Below are 19,062 nucleotides of genomic sequence, written 5' to 3'. Positions count from 1 at the left end.
TCCCCTTCGGGCCGGACCAGCGCCCGGGTCGGCCGCGCAACGCTACCGGCGATTGGCGACGATGTGCGCCAGCCCTCCGAAGGCCGTCATGATCACCCCGATCAGCGCAACCAGCAGGAGCCGGTCAGCTGGCCGGTCGACCGGGGCGGCCACGAGGACAACGGCTGCGACCGTCAGTCCAGCTACGGCGGGGAGAGCTGTAGCGACCAGTCGAATCCGCGCGGTGATATCCCGGTCGCTCATAACGGCAGTGTAGGCCGAATCGGCGGTACCGGCCGGATCGAGTCAGCTACTCCGGCAGGAACTCTCGCGGGAAACGATCAGCCAGCTCGGGCGATCGGCTCAGCAGCAGGGCGATCGAGAACCGGGTGAGGTGTTCTGCACACAACGCCGTCGGGCCGTCCGCGGTCGTATCGCCGGGCTGGATGAGCGCAACGTCGCCAGGTTCATCGCACACGTCGCAGGTCATAGTGGTCATGCTGTACATCCTTCACTGCCGATTTATGGCACGTCGAGGTGCCCGTCGACGCTGTTGCGTCGCGGGGGTAGATTCGCACATGTGTTCGAGAAATGGCCGGTCGACTCCTCACCCGCACCGTGGCGTGTCGTAGACCCGCCGCAGCGGGTACGGGTCGCCGCCAGCGTTGCGATTCCGACGCGGCCCAGGCACATCGGAGTCGAAAAGGTGCCGATGAGGGTTCGTCTGGGAGGCCTACGCCTGGCGAACGACGTTCCGGGGTGGCTCTACGCCTGGGTCCAGCTCAACGACGGCCGGTGGATAGCCCTGGTGGTGTTCACGCTCGTGACAGGCAACGGTCACGGGCAACTCCAGATGCAGCAATGGTGCCCAGCGCACGCCCTTACACCAGCCGACGAGAGCCGCTGATTATCCTCTAGTGGTTTTCCGGTCGGATTCTTCCGATGTGATTCCTTGTGCGATTAGTTCGACGTCTGCGCAGGCACGGGGCCATTTCGGGCCCTACTTGCTTGCCGCCTGATCGGCGAGATGCTCGAGAAGCGAGGGCGGGATAGGCACAGTTCGTCGGCTGGCCTCGGCGACTTTTCGCTCAAGGTCGCCATAGGTCATGTCGCGGCGGATGCCAGCGATCGCCAGGTCCACCACTCGCTCAGCGTGTGGAGCGCTTGAGCGCTTCGCCGCGGCGCGGAGTTGCTGCGTCTGATCTGGCGACATCGCCGTGTGCTCGTCTGCGTGGTTCATCGACACCTGCCTTGTGCAGTCGGATGCGGTACACCACGAATGGTGCACGGCGTGAACAGTATTGCGCGTCAAGGCTCCGGCGGAGGCACTCCCGACGACTCCCCGGCTTCATTGTTTCGAGTTCGGACAATCGGGTCAGTGCGCGGGGGCGACACTGACCGGAGATGGGTGCGTGGCCGGTCGGAACGAATGGGAACGTAACCGGCCGGTCCACCCATGGGCACGCCGAGGCCCGCCGGTACGCGACGCACAGGCACTCGAGGTGTCTGCGGTTGCGCGACCTGCGTTCGCGGGGTGGTGCTGGGTTGACCGGCCGGGCGCAGTCAAGCGGTCGCGAGGACTGCCTCGATCACCTCCGGTGCAACGTTGTCGGCCGCCACGATTGGTAGGTCACGCTTCACGAGCGATGGGCGAACCGTGCTCTGTTCAACTTCGGGCACGACGGTCGTTGCCGCTGCGGCGGCCTCGAACGTGAGCAGCTCGGTGTGCAACGCCGCGTGGGCGGTCCGCTTGGAGTCGTTGACGAGCAGGACGGTCAGATGGGTGGACAGCAGCAGCCACAGCGGTGGGATCGCAGCGATGACCATGGCTACGACGGAGTCGAGGTTGGTCACGCTGCCAGCGCCGAGGTAGGCGTGTACGACGTTGCCGGTGGCCGAGGTGAGCATCGACAGGATCATCAGCACCCAGGCGTAGGCCGCGCTTTTGCCCGAGAGGCTAACGGTACCTGCGGTGGCTGCGAGGACAAGGCCTTCGAGGACGATGGGCAGGAGCCATGCCTGGTAGTCGGGTACGCCGTGCGATCCGGCGAGGTCTGTCAATGCGACCACCGACATCGCGAATGCGCCCAGGTTGACGACGACAGTGGAGGCTGTTGAGACGTGCACCCATCGCGTTTTGGACAGGGTGCTGTGGATAGAATTGAACATGCCGGGGAGTACCTTTCCCTGGTGTGAGAGCCCCCGCAGAAGCTTTGACGGTGTCTGCGGGGGTTTCTATTTCGGTTACGCGCTCAGCTTGAGCACGGTCGGGCCGGGTAGCCCGAGGTTCATCATTTCGTCGAGCTTGTTGAGTGCGGCTGAGGCGATCTCGTGGTCGACGTGGGTGTAAATGTCGGTGGTGCCGAGGGTGGCGTGGCCACAGATTTTCTGGATGGTTTGCGGGTGGACGCCTGCTTCGGTGAGCAGGGTGACGGTGGTGTGGCGGGTTTCGTGGACGACGAGGTCGCGCGGCAGGCCGGCGGCGATGACGGCGTCCTTGAACATCTGCCATCCATAGCGGGGTGGAATCGGACGGGCTTCTTCGTATCGAGGATCGAAGAACACGAGGTTGTGGCGGTTGCCTGGGACGCCGCGAGTCTTGCGGGCTTGAACAGTGAGGAACGCGGCGAGCTGAGGAGTCAGGGGCAGCTTGCGGATCGAAGCCGAGGACTTGGGGCGTGAGAGGAACAGGGAGTCGACGAGGTGATGGACTTTGTAGTCGGGCCGGAAATCGAAGTATCCGTCCGGGCACCGGAAGCCGCGGATCTTGCGGCAGGGCCAGCCGTTGTCGGGGTGTTCATCGCCGCAGCCGTGCAGCTTGTGGAAGCTCTGGAGCTGCCAGGTGACGTCGACTGTGCCGTTGGTGCCTTCGGCGTTGGTGGGGAGGTCGACGCGGTCCCAGGTCAGTCCGAGGCTTTCACCCATGCGTACGCCCGTAAACAGCAGCACTGCCAGGACGACGGTGAAGTCGCTCTGGCTGTCGTAGGCGGTCCGTAGCAGGTTCATCGCCTGGGTCGCTGTCATGGCGCGTCGGTTGGACGGCAGCGCCTTCGGCGGTGTCGCAATCTCGGCGACGGAACGGTCGACACGTTCACGCTTGAGGGCATCGCGCAGGCTCGCGTGCATGATGCGGTGTGCCAGCCGCGAGGTGGAGATGCCGTCGTAGCGACCCGAGCTGCCTTCACGGACGCGGATCACGATCGCGTCATACATGTTGTCGAGGTCGTCGACGGTGAGGCGGCGCAGCTGGATGTCGCCGATCAGCTCGATGATGTGGTGGTTGATGACGGACTTGTAGGACGAGACGGTCTTGGGTGCAGACCTGCGGGCGACGATGTCGGTGAGCCAGGTGCGCATCCACTCCTCGACCGATCCGCGTTCGCCGGTCGGCGAGAGGCCCGACAGTGCGCGGTTGTACATCACGCGCAGCTTGTCGAGGGCCTGGCTGTAGTCGGTGGATGTGGCTTCGAGCCGGGGTCCGCCGGTCGGGTTCTTCTGTCGTGCCCGGTACACCTTCTTGGTCTTGTCGAAGGTGCAACTCGGTGCACCGTTGGGGACGCGGCGGATCAGCTTGGTCACTGGTTCTCTCTGGGGATGAATGGGTTTTCCGGATTAATTACCCGGATGAATTACTGGGCAGTTATTGGCAACTACCCATTTCCTACTACCCATAAATACTACCCACATCTATTCGCACGCAACTGCGATCTACACCCTGCAACTACACCCATGACCTGGCGTTTTGCTGCGGCGAATTTCTCTGAAATGCCTGGATAGCGCTATTCCGCATGACTCTTAATCAGCGGGTTCGGGGTTCAAGTCCCTGATGGCGCACAACAGGAAGCCCTTGACCAGGTCCAACGGTCAGGGGCTTCCTTCGTTTCCCTGTCGAACCGGGCCGCCGCCAAGAAATAGCCACCGGGATCGAGATCCACTGCAGCCGTATCGTTGTGGCGCGGTCCAGCACGCATCCAGCTATATTGCCTCTGTGCACGCCGGATCGATTCACGAGTCGCTGCCATTCGCCGTGAATCCCGCACTGACAGCGACAATCACGGCCGGCCGCTGGTGACCACGCCGGAGGACGACGAACCACGCCGTGACGGCGAGCTGGCGATGCTGGCCGAATTCTGCCGCGGCGACCAGCCATACCTGTGGGTTCAGGGCGCACCGTGGGCGGGCAAGACTGCGTTGCTGTCGACGTTCGTGCTGAACCCGCCACCGGATCTCACCGTGATCGGGTTCTTCGTCACCAATCGGCTCTCAGCCCAGCGTGACCACACCGCCTTCACCACCGCGGTCCTCGACCAGCTCGCCATCTTGCTACCCGACCGCCGGGATCAGATTCTCACCGCGGCGGTCCACCGCGACGGCCTGCGCGCCGAACTGCTCACCGTCGCCGCCGACCGCGAAGCCGCCGCCGGACGACAGCTGGTGCTGGTGGTCGATGGCCTCGACGAGGACCGCGGACACCCGCCGATCATCAGCCTGCTGCCCACACAGGTCTGCGGCAACCTCCGCGTCATCATCTCGAGTCGGCGCGGAGCACGCCTGCCCATCACCCACGACCACCCACTGGCCGCCGCTTCGCGCTACCAGCTCCCCGACTCCGCGTTCGCCGCCGACATCCGCGAACTGGCCGTCACCGAACTCGAAAGCCTGCTGAACGGGCCCGCCCGCCACCGCGCGCTGCTCGCACTGATCACCGCGGCCAACGGTCTCACCATCGGCGAACTCGAAGAACTCACCGACCTGGCACCGTCCGAGATCCACCCGCTGCTCGACGACATGACCGGGTGGGGTTTCCGGGCCGTCACCGCCACGGACGGCGACAACCCTGCCGATCCGGTGTACACACTCGCCCACGAGACCCTGGTCGAGATCGCCCAACGACGCCTCGGTACCCAGCTGATGGCCGCGAGCCGCGACCGACTGCACGAGTGGGCGCAGAGCTACCGCGACGAACACTGGCCACCATCCACACCGGAATTTCTGCTGCGTCGCTATTTCACCATGCTGCAAACGACCGACGATGTGGCCCGAATGGTCATGTGCGGTACCGATCTCGCACGCCGACAGCGCCTGCTCGAGCTGTCCGGCGGTGACGCCGCAGCGTTCACCGAGATCCTCACGAGCCAGGATTCCGTCGCTGCTCAGCAGGACCCCGAGCTGATCGCGATGGTGCGTCTGGCCATCCACCGCACTCATCTCCGCGACCAGAACAGCACGACTGCGCCCGGATTTCCCGTCGTATGGGCACTTTTGGGGCAGGTCGACCGGGCCGAGGCCATCGCCCGTTCCCAAACCGACCAGCAGACGAAGAATCAAGACCCCCGGTCGCTGGCGTCGGTAGCCGAAGCGACCGCCGAATACGGTGACCTCGACCGCGCCGAAACCATCGCCGACTCCATCACCGACCCCGAGTATCGGGCGTCGGCGCTGGCAGTGGTGGCCGGGGTCATAGCAGCCGCCGGCGGCATCGATCGCGCGTCCACCCTGATCGCGCGCGCCGAGACCATCGCCGACTCCATTACCCAGCCAAGGGAGCAGGCGTACGCGCTGACGTCGGTAGCTGAGGCCGCGGTCAAGGCCGGTGACCTCGACCGAGCGGCCGCCTCGATTGTGCGCGCCGAAACCATCGCCCGTTCCATCACTGACCGCTATGCACACGCGTCGACTCTGGTGTCGGTGGCCGTCGCCACCGCGAAAGCCGGTGATCCCGAGCAGGCTGAGGCCGTCGCCAACGCCATCACCGACCCCGAGCGCCGGGCACGGGCGCTGGTGTTGCTGGTCGAAGCCGCGGTTGAGGCAGGTGACGCTGACCGCGCCCAAACCATCGCCGACTCCATCGACTACGACTATTGGCAAGCGAAGGGACTGGCGTCGGCGGCCGGAGCAGTAGCCAGGGCAGGTGACCTCCGCCGGGCGGCGACATTGATCACACGCGCCGAGACCATCGCCGATTCCCTGACCAAGCTCGAACTGCGGGCGTGGGTGCTGGTGTCGGTAGCGGAAACCGCAGCGAAAGCCGGCGATTTCGATCGCGCGGCCGCCCTGATCACGCGCGCCCACATGATCGCCCACTCGATCCCCGCCGACTCCTGGCTGATGCTCGGCCAGCAGGCGCGGGTGCTGGTGTCGGTGGCTGACGGTGCTGCCAGGGTCGGCGACTTCGCCCGCGCCGAGTCGATCGCCAACTCCATCGGCGTGGTCAGACACAAGGTATGGGCATTGGCGTCGGTGGCTGAAACCGCCACGAGGGCCGGCGATTTCGATCGCGCAGCCGCACTGATCACGCGCGCCGAAGCCATCGCCCGCTCGATCCCCGACCCGTCCCGGCAGGAACGCACCGTACATACCTTGACTTCGGTGGCCGCCGCCGCGATCGATGCTGGTGATCGCGATGGAGCACGCGCGCTGATCGCCCGCGCCGATGCCATGAGCCGCACGATCACCAGCCATGACGAAAAGAAACAGGCCTTGTCTTGGGTGGCCATCGCCATCGCGAAGACCGGCGAATTCGACCGAGCTACGGCCGTCGCCGAGTCCATCGCCGATCTCTACACGCAGGCGACGGCACTGAAGTCGGTGGGTGAAATCGTTGGAAGGCCGGTGAATTCGACCGAGCGGAAGCGTTGATCGCGCGCGCTGCGGACATCGCCCGCACCCTTACGCTGTCCGCACAGCAAAACCGCTACCAACGGGCGAGGAGTCTGGAGTCATCTGTCCGGGTAGCAGCTAGGACCCTCGACTTCGACCGCGCCCGAACCGCCGCCGAGACCGGCGACCTCGACGGCGCCGGAACTCTCGCCGACTCCCTGTCCGACACCGAGCAGCAGGCGCGCGTTCTGGTGTCGATGGCTGACGCGGTAGCTACGGCCGGCGATGTCGATCGAGCAGACGCGTTGATCGCACGTGCCGAAACGATCGCCCACGCCGTTCACACCAGCAGCGCCATTCGCAACAACCTCGAGCAAGCGAGAGCTGTGCGCGTCCTGGGGTTGGTGGCTGATGCCGTAGCCAGCATCGGTGATGTCGACCGCGCACGCGACTTCATCGGACGGGCCGAGGTTGTCGCCAACGCCATTACCGACGCCCACCAGCAAGCGAGCGCGCTGGTGTCGGTGGCGGAGTCCCTCGCCATGACCGGTGATGCCGATCGAGTCAGCGCGTTGATCGGGCGAGCCGAGGCCCTCGCCCACTCCATCAGCAACCGCTACACACAGGCGCGGATTCTGGTGTCGGTGGCGGAAGCCGCAGCCAAGATCGGCGACGTCGACCGAGCAGAATCCATCGCCGAATCCATCGATATCCTCGCCACCCCTGACGAGCATGCCCAAGCTCTCCTCGCGGCAACGGCGACTCAGGATTCGCGTCGCCGCACGCATGCGGTGGCACGGGCCTTGCGGATCACCGACTGGCACGTTCCGATCAGGCACCTGATCGAGATAGCACCCGAGGCCACCGCGGCTGTCGTCGCCGAGCTCGACGCCGTAACAAGACTTGATGCCTCGTAGATCAGGCCCTCCGCACCACTTGCCGTCGGCGGCTTCTTGCCGAATCAGCCTTCAGGCCAAGATATTTCGTCGCGCGGCGGCGAGATTGGCAATCAGTTCCGCACGCGTCTGGGACTCGTGCGCGACCCACGCGGGCTGGCCAGGACCGCTACGCCAGGATTCGCCGAGCGGGCTGTTGTCGACGGTGTCGAAGCCGAATTGGTCGTACAGCCGTGTCACGAGATCCACCGCCTCGGGAAAGTCACTCGACGCCGACAACGCCAGCCGCCCCGGAGTCCCCGCAGGTCGACCCGCTGTGGTGATGCGCGGCGCCTGGATATGCGTGAAAGCCTTGACCACCTTGGACGTCGGCAGGTGATCCTGGCGCAGCTCGTGCACCGTCTTCGCGCCTGATTCGACCGCCGGGAACCGGCCGTCGCGCCACGCCATGTAGTTGTTCGTGTCGAGGACGATCTTTCCCGCGAGCTGGTCGACGGGCATGTTGTTGACCAGCTCGAGCGGGACAGCCACCACGACGAAGTCACCGGCCGCCGCGGCCTCGGCCGCACCCGCGGCGCGCGCCGACGGACCGAGTTCGGCGATCAGGTCACGGAGGGTCTCGGGTCCGCGGGAGTTGGCGATGACGATGTCGTAGCCGTTCGCGATGGCCGCACGGGCGATCTGGCTCCCGACCTCGCCTGCGCCGATGATGCCGATAGTTGTCACGGTGCCTTCCCCGGAAATGGTGTCAGCGCGCGAAGGCGCGGTCGATCATCTGCAGCACCGCGCTCTTCGCACGCTGTAGCTCGTCGTCACCGATGCCTGACTTGTGCAGGAATTCGATTCCCTGCATGACAGCGATCAGTGCGCGGGCAGTCTGCTCCGCATCGATGTCGGCATCGATTTCACCCGCCTCCTCAGCCAGACCGAGCTGCCGAACGAACAGTTCGAGCGTGCCGTTATAGGCCTGGCAGGCCATCGCCCTGACCTGCTCGTCTTGTGAGCTCAGCGCCGCGGCGCTGTTGGCCATCAGGCAGCCTTGCGGTGGTAGCTCCAGGCGGCCGCCGTCCTCGAAGGTGACCGCCGAGGCGACTGCGTGCCATGGGCTCGGGTCGGCAGCAAGAGCGCCCTCGAGTCCAGCGGACTGACGGGCGCAGTAGTCCTCCAGAATCCGGACGAACAAGTCGTGCTTGTTGCCGAACGCCCCGTACAGGCTCTGCGTCCCGACCCCGGTCGCGTCCGTCAGGTCCTGGACCGACGTGGCGGCGTAGCCATCGCGCCAGAACCTCGATCGCGCGGCAGTGAGCACAGTCTGCTCGTCGAACTTCCTCGGCCTGGCCATCTCTCGACCGTAGCAGTTATGGAGGGAGCATTCAATAATTGACAAAGTCCAGACGCGTCTGCAATTTTTGAGGGAACACTCCATAACTCGAAAATCAAGGATGACGCACATGGCGACAGGACCACTCGAAGGCAAGACCGCGCTGGTGACAGGCGGATCCAGGGGCGTCGGCGCGGGCATCGTCGCCCGATTGGCCGCCGACGGGGCACGGGTGGCATTCACCTACGCGAACGCCAAGGAGAGCGCGCACGACGTAGTCACCGCCGTGGCCGCGACAGGGGGCGTCGCCCACGCGATCCGCGCGGACAGCCTGGCCGAAGAGGATGTCGTGTCCGCGGTCGCGCACACGGTCGACCGGTTCGGCGGGCTCGACATCCTGGTCAACAACGCCGGCGTCGGAAGCTTCACCGAGATCACCGAGCTGACGATGACTCAGATCGACGCGATGCTGGCAGTCAACGTGCGGTCGGCGATCGTCGCGATCCGGGAATCGCTGGCACACTTGGGCGAAGGCGGGCGGATCATCAACATCGGCAGCATCAACGCCGACCGCATGCCGTTCCCCGGCGGGTCGATCTACGCCATGACCAAGGGCGCACTGTCGAGCCTGACCCGCGGACTCGCCCGCGAGCTCGCCCCGCGCGGAATCACCATCAACAACGTGCAGCCGGGCCCGGTCGACACCGACGCCAACCCGGCCGATGGGCCTGCCGCGTCGGCCATGCTCGGCGTGATGGCGGTCGACCGATTCGGGACCACGGCGGAGGTCGGCGCTTTCGTTTCCTTCCTCGCCGGGCCCGAGGCGGCCTACATCACGGGCGCCAGCTTGAACATCGACGGCGGATTCGGCGGCTGACGGTGCGGTGTTAAGATCATGCGTCCGAGTTCGACGTGGTGCGAGAGATTGGGAGGTGAGTTGATGTTCGCGGTGAAGACCGCTGCCCTGTGCAGCGCCCGGACCATCCTCACGTCCCGGGCCCCGGTCTGACGGACTTCCCTCGCCGATAGCGGCGCGAGCCAATCGGCTCGCAGCCGGTTCGGCGTTCAAGCCGGGGCCCCTTTCCCAAGGGTCTCACTATGTATTCATCTTCTCCGTCCTCATCCGATCTATCCGCTCTCGGTTGGGACGACTCGTTCGCCGCGCTGTTCGTAGCGCACGCGATTGCTGGTCTCGTTCCGGCTCGCGTGGTGCGGGTCGACCGCGGCCGCTGTGACACATTGACCGCGTCGGGTCCCGTCCGCGCGGCCAGCGCGGCCGTGGTCTCCCTCGACCCCGCCCATACTGTGTGCACAGGCGACTGGGCAGCGCTGCGGCTGGAGCCGGAGCCGGAACTGGTGGCGCTGCTGCCACGGCGCAGCGCGATCACCCGGGCCTCGTCGGATCGAACCTCCCACCAGCAGGTCTTGGCTGCCAACGTCGACACCGTCGCCATCGCTGCCTCGCTCGCGGCACCGCTGAACGCGGGCCGGGTCGAGCGGCTACTCGCGCTGGCCTGGGACAGCGGTGCGAAACCGGTCGTCGTACTCACCAAGGCCGACGTCGTCGACGATCTCGACGCGGCCGTGGCCGCGCTCACCTCGCTGGCACCCGGCGTGGACATCGTCACCACCAGCGCCACGACAGGTACAGGTCTAGACCTTCTGTCGACGGTGGTGACCGGGACCACGGTCTTGCTCGGCCCGTCGGGTGCGGGAAAGTCCACGCTCGCCAACGCCCTGCTCGGTCGAGAGCATATGGATACCAACGAAGTTCGGGCCGGCGACGGCAAAGGCCGGCACACCACCGTGCATCGCGAGTTGCTGCCGCTGCCCGGCGGCGGGTGCTCATCGACCCGAAACGGAGAAAACTGTTTTGAGCACTCAGAACAACTGGACCACCCGCGCCGAGACCGACGGCGACATCGCGCGATCCGCAAGATCAACCTCGCCGCGTTCGACACCGCCGAGGAGGCCGACCTCGTCGACGCTCTGCGCGCCGATCCGGCGTGGATAGGCAGCTTGTCGATCCTCAGTGCCGGACTCGACGGCGAGCCCGTCGGTTACGCATTGCTGACCCGCTGTCACGTCGACGACACCCCGGCGCTCTGCCTGGGACCGTGCGCCGTGCTGCCCGAATACCACAGGACCGGGGCGGGCTCCGCTGCCATCCGTGCCGCGCTCGAGGCCGCTGAGCAGGCGGGCGAGCACTTCGTGATCGTTCTCGGACATCCGACCTACTACCCGCGGTTCGGGTTCACCCGCGCCTCGGAGTACGGCATCCGGCTCAGTATCGATGTCCCCGACGAGGCATTGATGGCACTGAGCCTCGGCTCCGAACAGCTGCCCAGCGGCACCGTCCGCTACGCAGCCCCCTTCGGCATCTAACCGAGCAGCTCCCCTCCGCCCTATCCCGAACAGACCGCATCCCGGCAGTTACCACAACCGCCGGGATGCGGTCGTTGCGCTGCGGGCCGCCCGCCGGACAACAGTCACGATCTCGTTATCGGATTGCCACGGACAAGCCAGCGCTCGAACGCTCAGCACCCGATTCAGACTCCCCCGAGCTGCGCAAACCCTCGTAAAACCCGATTCGGGCAAACTTTTTTTGTGACGGCGACCACGCAGTTCGGAGTTCTAAACCTCCTGCGTACATAACGATTCTGCAACCGCCCGGCAAGAAAACAAGATCGGCAGCGTTTGCCGTTCAAGTTCCGTTTACCTTGCGTTAACCAGTCGTGACCATTCTGTCATCAGGTCACAAACGGACCTGCGGTTTGGTTAGCCCGGAAGTATCCAACCTCCGATAGCACCGAACAGCGCGTGGTCTCCCCGCAGCCAGCTGTGGAGCACCGTGCGACGCCAGCGATGAACAGCCATCGAGCGTTCGTCCCCCGACAGTGTCGCACCTTCCCCATACAGACAGAAACAACGCATCGCCTGACCGGCGTGTACTCCCGTGCGCGCTGCGCGATCCATCGCGCCCTTTGCAGGGCCTGCGTCGCCAGACAGAGATGAAGGAACAGAAAAGACATGCTCAACAAAGACAAGCTCAGCACCGTTATCGGCCGTCGCTCGCGCCGTGAGGCGTTCACCGTGGCGGTCGCCGCGGTCGGCCTGGTCGCCGTAGCCGCGTCCTCCGCCGTCTCGTTCGCCGACGACAGCGTCCCCGAGCGTGCCGCCATGGTCGTCGAGCAGGCGGAGAACATCCCCGCTGCCGCCGCACCCGCCATCCAGGCCATCCCGGCACCGGCCCCCGCGCCGGAAGCCGTCCCCGCGCCTGCTCCCGAGGCCGTTCCCGCCCCGATGCCGGAACCCGCCCCCGCGCCGAAGGTCTACGAGAACAACCTCGACGGCTGGATCCGTGAGGCGCTCGACATCATGGCCGCCAAGGGCATCCCCGGCAGCTACGAGGGCATCCACCGCAACATCATGCGCGAGTCGACCGGCAACCCCCAGGCGATCAACCTCTGGGACTCCAACGCCGCGATGGGCATCCCCTCCAAGGGCCTGCTCCAGGTGATCGACCCCACCTTCGCGTCCTTCCACGTCGAGGGCACCCCCTTCGACGTCTGGAACCCGGTGTCCAACATCGTCGCGGCCTGCAACTACGCGGCCAACCGCTACGGCTCGATGGACAACGTCAACTCCGCCTACTGAGCGGACAAGGCGCGAAAGCGCCTCATAAGACCACCTGACGGGCGAACGCCCGCGCCCCGGTTATCGTGTCGACCGGAAGCGCGGGCGTTCGTCGTAGAATCGCCCTCGTGCCAGACAGCGCCGATCAGGCACCCGATCACGCGCATTCCGACGCGGCTACCGCCAGCCGCGTCGCCAAGGCCCGCCGCATGGCCGCCTACGCGTGGTCACGTGACATTCGCAGCGCCGAACTCCTGGCCCTGCCCGCCGCGACCCTGCGCAAGCTGGCCCGCGCCGCCGACACCAACCCACCGAGCACTGGCGAGACCTGGCAGGTGGTCGCCGACCTCCTCGACCAGAAGGACGCCTGGGCGGCCCGCAACCCCGAGCACTCCGGCGCGGTGCGCACGCACGCCGACGAGAAGCTGCTGTGGGTGAAACCGCCGGTCAAGCCATGGGCAGCGGAGTCCTAGCGGCTCAGGCGAGCAACAGCCCGACGGCCAGGACGAGCATGATCACCGCGATCAGCGAATCCAGGACCCGCCAGGCGATCGGGCGCGCGAAAAGCGGACCGAGCCGGCGCGCACCGTAGCCGAGGGCGACGAACCAGAGCACGCTGGCGAGCATGGCACCCGCGGCCAGGAACCAGCGGTCAGGCGACGCGTAGGTGCTGGCGAAGGACCCGAGCAGGACCAGCGTGTCGAGATACACGTGCGGATTGAGCCAGGTCAGCGCGAGACAGGTGAGAACGGACGCGCCGACGGCCACCGAGGCACCCGCCGCTTCGGCGATCAAAGCCGACGAACCGAGTGCGCGGCGAGCCGCCAGCAGCGCGTAGCCGATCAGAAACGCCGCCCCCGCGTACCGGGCAATGGTCAGCACCGCCGGAAACGACTCGACAACCCTCCCGAACCCGGCCACTCCCGCGCCGATCAGCACGATGTCGGACACCGCGCACACCGCGATCACCGGCAACACATGCTGCCCGCGCACGCCCTGGCGCAGCACGAAGGCGTTCTGGGCGCCGATGGCCACGATGAGCGAGAGGCCGAAGCCCAATCCGGAGAGGGCGGCCAGCGCCGCCGATGATGCCGTCACAGTATCGACGCTAAGAGATCGTCAATTTTCAGTCCAGCTAATGATTCTTCACAACCATTAGAGTTGCTTAGGTGGACCTCCAACTGGACCAACTGCGTGCTCTCAATGCTGTCCTCACCGAGGGCACCTTCGACGCGGCCGCACGCCGCCTCAACCTCACCCCGTCGGCGGTCAGCCAGCGAATCAAGGCGCTGGAGGAATCAGCCGGACGCGTGTTGGTGCAACGCTCGAAACCGGTGCGCCCCACCGAATCCGGGCTCGCCGTGCTGCGCCTGGCCCGGCAGGTGGAGTTGCTCGCGGGCGACACCGCGCGCGAACTCGGCGATGCCGACCGGCCCGCCGACCGGCCGATCCGCATCCCGATCGCCGTCAACGCCGACTCGCTCGAATCCTGGGTGATGCCCGCGCTCGCGAGCGTGCCCGTGGGCATCACCTTCGACCTGCATCGCGAGGACGAGGAACACACCACCCGGTTGCTGCGCGACGGCACGGTGACGGCCGCGATCACCGCGACCGCGACACCGGTCCAGGGCTGCACCGTGACCCCGCTCGGCGCGATGCGCTACCGCCCCACTGCGACACCACAATTCGTCCGCACCTGGTTTCCGGACGGCCCGACCCCGGCCGCCTACACCCACGCCCCCATCGTGCACTTCGATCGCAAGGACGATCTCCAATTCCGTCAGCTACGCCGCCGCGCTCGTCGCCAGGTCGACCCACCCGGTCACTACGTGCCGTCGTCGAGCGCGTTCGTCGACGCGGTACGACTCGGCCTCGGCTGGGGCATGCTGCCCGACCTGCATATCGAGAAAGACCGCACCGCAGGCACTTTGGTGAACATCGACGGGGACGCTCACATCGACGTCCCGCTGTACTGGCAGCAGTGGAAGCTGCACTCCCCCGCCCTCACCGCCGTCGCCACCGCGATCGCCGCGGCCGCGGCGTCAACTCTGATTACCCGCTGACGGTTATTCGGGGTCCGGGACCACGGACAGACCCCACATGTTGGCGCAGCTGGTACACACCCACGTCCCGTTCATCTCCTTGTAGATGTGCTTGTCATCGCAAGCGGGACAGTTCAGCCAGTCACCCATGAGCAGATCCTTGTGAATTAGCGAGCAGCGGAAAGGAATTCGATCAGTACGCGATTGACCTCATCGGGTCGCTCTAGATACCCGTAGTGCCCACACCGTTCGATCTCGGCATAGGTGGCCGTCGGGATCGCCTCGGCGACCTCCTGACAGAACCGCGGCGGCACCATCTGATCATCGGCGAACCCGACCACCAAACTGGGCACCGAGATCGCCCGGTAGGCCGCGCGCCGATCCTGCGACCGATCCATCCCCGCCTGCGCCCGCGTCCCGGGAGTTCCCTTCCCCGCGGTGAATTCGAAGATATCGAGCCACTCCTGCGCCTTGGCCGGATCGGCCAGGGTGTGCGGCGACAGATTCTGCATCGCCTTCACCGCGGCCGCGTACTCCGGCGGCAACTGAATCCCCTTGTCGTACAACGCCTGCTCGCCCTTGCTGAGGGTGCTCGTCACGGGATTCGGCCGCGCGGTGGCGGCGAACATCACGGCCTTGCGCAGCAGTTCCGGCCGAGCGAGCGCGAGTTCGGCGACGATCCGCGACCCCATCGAGGTACCGACCACATGCGCCGGCGCCCCGAGGTGCTCGATCAGCGCGGCGGTGTCCCCGACCAGCTGCGCCATGGTGATCCCGGCCGCCGACTCCGACGACGGCGCGATCCCCCGATTGTCGACGGTGGCAACGGCGAACCCCGCCTTGACCAGGGCGGGCACCTGATAGGTGCGCCAGACCCGACCAGGACTCCCGCTACCCATCACGAGCAGGACAAGTGGTCCCGAACCGGTGACGTCGTAGTTGAGCTGGATGCCGTTGAGAGCAGCGAGAGGCATAGCTCAACTTACCGCGACGGCAACCACGCACCGACCGCGACCATCGTCAACTCGGCGCAGCGCTACGGCTCTCGCTCGCCACGATCACCTTCTCCGCGAGCGAACGCAGCGCCGCGCTCTCCGCGTCTGTCATCCGGTCGACGAACAGCTCCCGCACCAATTCGACATGCTCGGGCGCGGCCTCGCGCAGCACCTGGCGGCCGGCGTCGGTCAGCGAGACGACGATTCCGCGGGCATCATCCTCGGCGGGCACTCGATCGACGAGTCCACGCGCCGCCATCCGGGCCAGTTGTTTGGACAATCTGGACTTGTCCCAGCAGACCTCGGCGGCCAGCTCCTTGGCCCGCAGACATCCGCCGGGCGCCGCCGACAGCGGGACCAACAGCTCGTAGTCGGGCATCGACAGTCCGTGTTCGCCCAGCCCGGCGGCCAGCACGGCGTCGAGTCGCTGACGCATGAGAATGTAGGACTGCCAGGTCTGCTGCTCTTCTTCGGACAACCATCGGGGCACGGGAATGATTCTAGGCCGTAGTTGGTTGACATGGAAACCAAACGAACAGCTTCCAGGAGGCACCCCATGCCAGCTATCACCGTCGACGACATCATGGTGCTGCCCCGGCTGCCGCGCCCCGATGTCACCGAGACCCAGCGCCCGGTGCGCCAGATCGTCATCGCCGCGCGCCAGCAGGAGGGCGCCGGATTCGAGGTGACCCGGCCGTTCCCCAGCGTCGACCTGCGCTCGGCCGACCCGTTCATCCTGCTCGACCAGATGGGCCCGGTGGCCTACGAGCCGTACGAGGCCAAGGGCGCACCGTGGCATCCTCACCGCGGTTTCGAGACCGTGACGTACATGCTCGACGGCACCATGGTCCACCACGATTCCCAAGGTGGTGGCGGCACCATCGGCGAGGGCGATACACAGTGGATGACCGCGGGCTCGGGCATGCTGCACGACGAACTGCCCGAGGAGAAGCTGGTGATCTCCGGCGGCACGTTCCACGGAATCCAGCTGTGGGTCAACCTGCCGCGCTCGAACAAGTTCGCCACCCCGCGCTACCAGGATCTGCGTGCGAGCGAACTGACGCTGGTCAGCTCACACGATGGTGGTGCGCTCGTGCGCCTCATCGCCGGTGAGTTCGCCGGCTTCGCCGGCCCCGGTTCCACCTACACCCCGATCGCCTACGCCCACGCCTCGCTCGTACCCGGCGCCCAGCTGGCGACACCGTGGCCCAAGGACTTCACCGCGATGGCCTATGTGCTGTCGGGCAGCGGCACGGTCGGCGTCGATCGCAGGCCGATCAGCGCCGGGCAGCTGGTGGTCTTCGGCAAAGGCGATGCCATCACGCTGACCGCCGATCGCACCCAGCACAGCTCCACCGGCGACCTCGAGGTCCTCTTGCTCGGCGGAACTCCGTTGCGCGAACCGGTGATTCAATACGGGCCGTTCGTGATGAACACTCGCGAGGAAATCATCGAGGCGATGGAGGATTTCAACGCGGGCCGAATGGGCACCATCCCGGCCGAACACCTGACCGGACGCAGGCTGGGTGAATAACCGACCGCGACTCGCGTCGAATCCTCGGGTCGCGTGCGGTTGACAATCGGTCGCCCCGTCACAAAGGTGGACGGGGCTACCGGCCACATCGTGGCCGTGACCACACCCGAACCGCAGCAGACATAGAGGAATTCATGAACGTTCGTCGGCTCACCGTCAGCCTTGCCGCCGTAGGGCTCGCCCTGATCGCCGCTCCCGTCGCCAGCGCCAACCCGTTCGCGGGCTCGGCGGGCACCGGATCGTCGAGCTTCGACTCCATTCTCGGCGCGACCGGCTCGGCCAACCTGGTCCAGTCCGGTTCCGCCGGTGGCGCGTTCCGCAGCTGCGACGACGCGATGGCCGCCGGCCGCGCGCCGCTGTTCCGCGGTGAGGCGGGCTACTCGCCGCACCTGGACCCCGACGGCGACGGCCTGGCCTGCCCCACGCAGTAACGACACAAAAAACACCCGATGTGACTCGTTGGCACATCGGGTGTTTTTATTGTCCAGCCAGCTGATTCAGCGGCGGAAGATCTTGATCAGGACCAGGCCGGCCACGAGGGCGCCCGCTCCGATCAGCGTGTATTTGACCTTCGGCTCGTTGAACTTGGCGACCACCATCGTCTTGGTGTCGTCCGCGATCCGTTGCGGATCCGCGCGCACCGCCAGTTCGTCGAGCGTGGTCGCCAACCGGGTACGCGCGATCTCGATCTCGCGTTCGATCCGGTCGGTGTCGTCCTTGGCCACCGTCACCTCCAGGTAAATGTCTGCTGCTCGTCACCGAGTCTATCCATGCGCCGTGTCGGACCGGTCGGTTACCGTGCGGTGGTGACCGACAACCAGCGCCTCTCCCCCGGAGACACCGCCCCCGAATTCACGCTGCCCGACGCCGACGGCAACGACGTGTCGCTCTCGGACTACCGCGGCCGCAAGGTGATCGTCTATTTCTACCCCGCCGCCAGCACGCCCGGCTGCACCAAGCAGGCCTGCGATTTCCGCGACAATCTGGCCGAGCTGGGCGGCGCCGGCCTCGACGTCGTCGGCATCTCGCCCGACAAGCCCGCCAAGCTGGCCAAGTTCCGCGACAACGAGGGCCTGACCTTCCCGCTGCTCTCGGACCCCGAGCGCGAGGTGCTCAAAGAATGGGGCGCCTTCGGCGAGAAGATGATGTACGGCAAGACCGTGACCGGTGTGATCCGCTCGACGTTCGTGGTCGACGAAAAGGGCAAGATCGAGGTCGCCCAGTACAACGTCCGGGCCACCGGGCACGTCGCCAAGCTGCGCCGCGATCTGTCGGTCTAGTCGCCGAACGTGGCGATGAAGACCTCGTAACCGTCCAGCAATCGAGCCAGGCCGAATTCGAAATCGGCTATCTCCCAGTCGATATCGTCATCGTCGAACGCGGCGCTGGAGAGGGCGGCCGACACCGAGGGAAAGCGCTGCGGGTCGAGCACCCTGGCCATCACCGAGGCGAAGTCGCCGCCCTCTTCCTCCTGGAGGTCCCGGAGGAAGCGCCGCTTACCGACCACGAACATCGACACGTTCAGCACCAGCTGCAGCTTGACCGGATCCGGCGCGCTCGCCTGCGCGAGCACCTGCAGCGCGGTTTCGAGCCAGGCCATATTGTTCGGCCCCATCGGCGGCCTGCTCAGCGGGATGTCCAACCACCACGAATGACGGCCCAGACGCTCGAACTCGGCGCGCGCCCACTGCTCGAGGCCCGTCCGCCACGGTGTCCCGGCGACGATCTCGGGGGGCGGGCCGACCACGCGATCCATCAGCAGGTCGACCAGCGTGTTCTTGCTGTCGACGTACCGGTACAGCGACATGGCCGTGAAGCCGAGCTGCTTGGCGACCCGGTTCATCGACAGCGCCGCGAAACCCTCCGCATCGGCCACTTCGGTCGCGGCGTCGAGGATCTGATCCAGGGTGAGCGCCCGTTTCGGCCCCCGGCCGCCGGGCTGTTCGCGGCCCCACATCAGCTCGACCGCTTTCGGTAGTGCCCTGTCGCCGGACGTCATCTGCCTCCTCTGCTCACGTCGACTGTAACCCGCGGGCTCTTGCGCTCAAGAACTGTTTAG

At 66.2% G+C, this 19,062-nt stretch carries 24 protein-coding genes; 11 read left to right on the top strand and 13 right to left on the bottom strand.

Going from position 1 to position 19,062, the window contains the following annotated elements:
- Positions 1-42: 42 nt before the first annotated feature.
- Both ACWZHB_RS00815 and ACWZHB_RS00810 read right to left on the bottom strand, forming a co-directional pair.
- Positions 43-243: a hypothetical protein gene (locus ACWZHB_RS00815; RefSeq protein ID WP_427906017.1), complete on the bottom strand. Its 201-nt coding sequence runs from the start codon at positions 241-243 to the stop codon at positions 43-45.
- Positions 244-289: 46 nt separating this feature from the next.
- The gene (locus tag ACWZHB_RS00810; RefSeq protein ID WP_427906016.1) at positions 290-478 is read right to left on the bottom strand and encodes a hypothetical protein; all 189 of its coding nucleotides are present in this window, start codon (positions 476-478) and stop codon (positions 290-292) included.
- Between the two features lie 213 nt (positions 479-691).
- Between ACWZHB_RS00810 and ACWZHB_RS00805 the strand changes: the two genes are divergently transcribed.
- Positions 692-886 (top strand): hypothetical protein, encoded by a 195-nt coding sequence (locus ACWZHB_RS00805; protein ID WP_427906015.1) that lies wholly within the window; start codon positions 692-694, stop codon positions 884-886.
- A 93-nt stretch (positions 887-979) separates the two neighbouring features.
- Here the strand turns inward: ACWZHB_RS00805 and ACWZHB_RS00800 are convergent, their stop codons facing one another.
- From ACWZHB_RS00800 to ACWZHB_RS00790, 3 genes are all read right to left on the bottom strand, one after another.
- A complete protein-coding gene (locus ACWZHB_RS00800) occupies positions 980-1,219 on the bottom strand; it encodes a hypothetical protein (protein WP_427906014.1) in 240 nt (79 codons plus the stop codon).
- Between the two features lie 323 nt (positions 1,220-1,542).
- The gene (locus ACWZHB_RS00795; protein ID WP_427906013.1) at positions 1,543-2,148 is read right to left on the bottom strand and encodes a DUF2637 domain-containing protein; all 606 of its coding nucleotides are present in this window, start codon (positions 2,146-2,148) and stop codon (positions 1,543-1,545) included.
- Between the two features lie 75 nt (positions 2,149-2,223).
- On the bottom strand, positions 2,224-3,558 hold the full coding sequence (locus tag ACWZHB_RS00790) for a site-specific integrase (RefSeq protein ID WP_427906012.1): 1,335 nt from the start codon (positions 3,556-3,558) through the stop codon (positions 2,224-2,226).
- Positions 3,559-4,047: 489 nt separating this feature from the next.
- On the opposite strand from ACWZHB_RS00790, the gene ACWZHB_RS00785 reads away from it, so the two are divergent.
- Positions 4,048-6,618 carry a P-loop domain-containing protein gene (locus ACWZHB_RS00785; protein ID WP_427906011.1) on the top strand — a complete coding sequence of 857 codons (2,571 nt, stop codon included), beginning with the start codon at positions 4,048-4,050 and terminating at the stop codon, positions 6,616-6,618.
- Positions 6,615-7,496 carry a hypothetical protein gene (locus tag ACWZHB_RS00780; RefSeq protein ID WP_427906010.1) on the top strand — a complete coding sequence of 294 codons (882 nt, stop codon included), beginning with the start codon at positions 6,615-6,617 and terminating at the stop codon, positions 7,494-7,496. The genes ACWZHB_RS00785 and ACWZHB_RS00780 overlap by 4 nt, the downstream gene beginning before the upstream one ends.
- A 51-nt stretch (positions 7,497-7,547) precedes the next feature.
- Here the strand turns inward: ACWZHB_RS00780 and ACWZHB_RS00775 are convergent, their stop codons facing one another.
- Positions 7,548-8,201, bottom strand: coding sequence for an NADPH-dependent F420 reductase (locus ACWZHB_RS00775; protein WP_427906009.1), 654 nt, complete (start codon positions 8,199-8,201; stop codon positions 7,548-7,550).
- Between the two features lie 22 nt (positions 8,202-8,223).
- A complete protein-coding gene (locus tag ACWZHB_RS00770; protein ID WP_427906008.1) occupies positions 8,224-8,784 on the bottom strand; it encodes a TetR/AcrR family transcriptional regulator in 561 nt (186 codons plus the stop codon).
- Between the two features lie 142 nt (positions 8,785-8,926).
- On the opposite strand from ACWZHB_RS00770, the gene ACWZHB_RS00765 reads away from it, so the two are divergent.
- The 4 genes from ACWZHB_RS00765 to ACWZHB_RS00750 all read left to right on the top strand — a co-directional run bounded on the left by ACWZHB_RS00765 (position 8,927) and on the right by ACWZHB_RS00750 (position 12,905).
- Positions 8,927-9,673: an SDR family oxidoreductase gene (locus ACWZHB_RS00765; protein ID WP_427906007.1), complete on the top strand. Its 747-nt coding sequence runs from the start codon at positions 8,927-8,929 to the stop codon at positions 9,671-9,673.
- A gap of 221 nt (positions 9,674-9,894) precedes the next feature.
- The gene (locus tag ACWZHB_RS00760) at positions 9,895-11,181 is read left to right on the top strand and encodes a GNAT family N-acetyltransferase (protein WP_427906006.1); all 1,287 of its coding nucleotides are present in this window, start codon (positions 9,895-9,897) and stop codon (positions 11,179-11,181) included.
- 645 nt (positions 11,182-11,826) lie between these two features.
- The gene (locus ACWZHB_RS00755) at positions 11,827-12,453 is read left to right on the top strand and encodes a transglycosylase SLT domain-containing protein (protein WP_427906005.1); all 627 of its coding nucleotides are present in this window, start codon (positions 11,827-11,829) and stop codon (positions 12,451-12,453) included.
- A 107-nt stretch (positions 12,454-12,560) separates the two neighbouring features.
- Entirely contained in the window at positions 12,561-12,905 is a 345-nt protein-coding gene (locus ACWZHB_RS00750) for a hypothetical protein (protein WP_427906004.1), read from the top strand.
- A gap of 4 nt (positions 12,906-12,909) precedes the next feature.
- Here ACWZHB_RS00750 and ACWZHB_RS00745 read toward each other — a convergent pair whose 3' ends face one another.
- Positions 12,910-13,530, bottom strand: a complete 621-nt coding sequence (locus ACWZHB_RS00745) for a LysE/ArgO family amino acid transporter (RefSeq protein ID WP_427906003.1) — start codon at positions 13,528-13,530, stop codon at positions 12,910-12,912.
- A 71-nt stretch (positions 13,531-13,601) separates the two neighbouring features.
- On the opposite strand from ACWZHB_RS00745, the gene ACWZHB_RS00740 reads away from it, so the two are divergent.
- A complete protein-coding gene (locus ACWZHB_RS00740; RefSeq protein ID WP_427906002.1) occupies positions 13,602-14,495 on the top strand; it encodes a LysR family transcriptional regulator ArgP in 894 nt (297 codons plus the stop codon).
- A 3-nt stretch (positions 14,496-14,498) separates the two neighbouring features.
- On the opposite strand, the gene ACWZHB_RS00735 is transcribed toward ACWZHB_RS00740, so the two are convergent.
- Genes ACWZHB_RS00735 through ACWZHB_RS00725 form a run of 3 tightly spaced genes read right to left on the bottom strand, consistent with a single transcriptional unit; the run spans position 14,499 to position 15,959 of the window.
- Complete coding sequence (locus ACWZHB_RS00735) at positions 14,499-14,624, bottom strand: eL43 family ribosomal protein (RefSeq protein WP_427906001.1); 126 nt, start codon at positions 14,622-14,624, stop codon at positions 14,499-14,501.
- A gap of 17 nt (positions 14,625-14,641) precedes the next feature.
- Entirely contained in the window at positions 14,642-15,448 is an 807-nt protein-coding gene (locus tag ACWZHB_RS00730; protein ID WP_427906000.1) for an alpha/beta fold hydrolase, read from the bottom strand.
- 46 nt (positions 15,449-15,494) lie between these two features.
- Positions 15,495-15,959, bottom strand: coding sequence for a MarR family winged helix-turn-helix transcriptional regulator (locus ACWZHB_RS00725; RefSeq protein WP_427905999.1), 465 nt, complete (start codon positions 15,957-15,959; stop codon positions 15,495-15,497).
- A gap of 66 nt (positions 15,960-16,025) precedes the next feature.
- Between ACWZHB_RS00725 and ACWZHB_RS00720 the strand changes: the two genes are divergently transcribed.
- Together ACWZHB_RS00720 and ACWZHB_RS00715 are read left to right on the top strand one after the other, a co-directional pair.
- Positions 16,026-17,003, top strand: a complete 978-nt coding sequence (locus ACWZHB_RS00720; protein WP_427905998.1) for a pirin family protein — start codon at positions 16,026-16,028, stop codon at positions 17,001-17,003.
- Between the two features lie 134 nt (positions 17,004-17,137).
- On the top strand, positions 17,138-17,434 hold the full coding sequence (locus ACWZHB_RS00715; protein ID WP_266298247.1) for an excalibur calcium-binding domain-containing protein: 297 nt from the start codon (positions 17,138-17,140) through the stop codon (positions 17,432-17,434).
- Positions 17,435-17,500: 66 nt separating this feature from the next.
- Here the strand turns inward: ACWZHB_RS00715 and ACWZHB_RS00710 are convergent, their stop codons facing one another.
- Positions 17,501-17,734, bottom strand: coding sequence for a DUF3618 domain-containing protein (locus ACWZHB_RS00710; protein ID WP_427905997.1), 234 nt, complete (start codon positions 17,732-17,734; stop codon positions 17,501-17,503).
- A gap of 75 nt (positions 17,735-17,809) precedes the next feature.
- Here ACWZHB_RS00710 and bcp point away from each other — a divergent pair, with 75 nt between their 5' ends.
- A complete protein-coding gene (bcp, locus tag ACWZHB_RS00705) occupies positions 17,810-18,283 on the top strand; it encodes a thioredoxin-dependent thiol peroxidase (RefSeq protein ID WP_427905996.1) in 474 nt (157 codons plus the stop codon).
- On the opposite strand, the gene ACWZHB_RS00700 is transcribed toward bcp, so the two are convergent.
- Positions 18,280-19,002: a TetR/AcrR family transcriptional regulator gene (locus ACWZHB_RS00700; RefSeq protein WP_427905995.1), complete on the bottom strand. Its 723-nt coding sequence runs from the start codon at positions 19,000-19,002 to the stop codon at positions 18,280-18,282. The genes bcp and ACWZHB_RS00700 overlap by 4 nt on opposite strands.
- Positions 19,003-19,062: the final 60 nt, after the last annotated feature.

This window comes from Nocardia sp. FBN12, from assembly GCF_054031145.1.
Note: the sequence above shows the minus strand (reverse complement) of the source record. Positions and strands in the feature narration are given on the sequence as shown.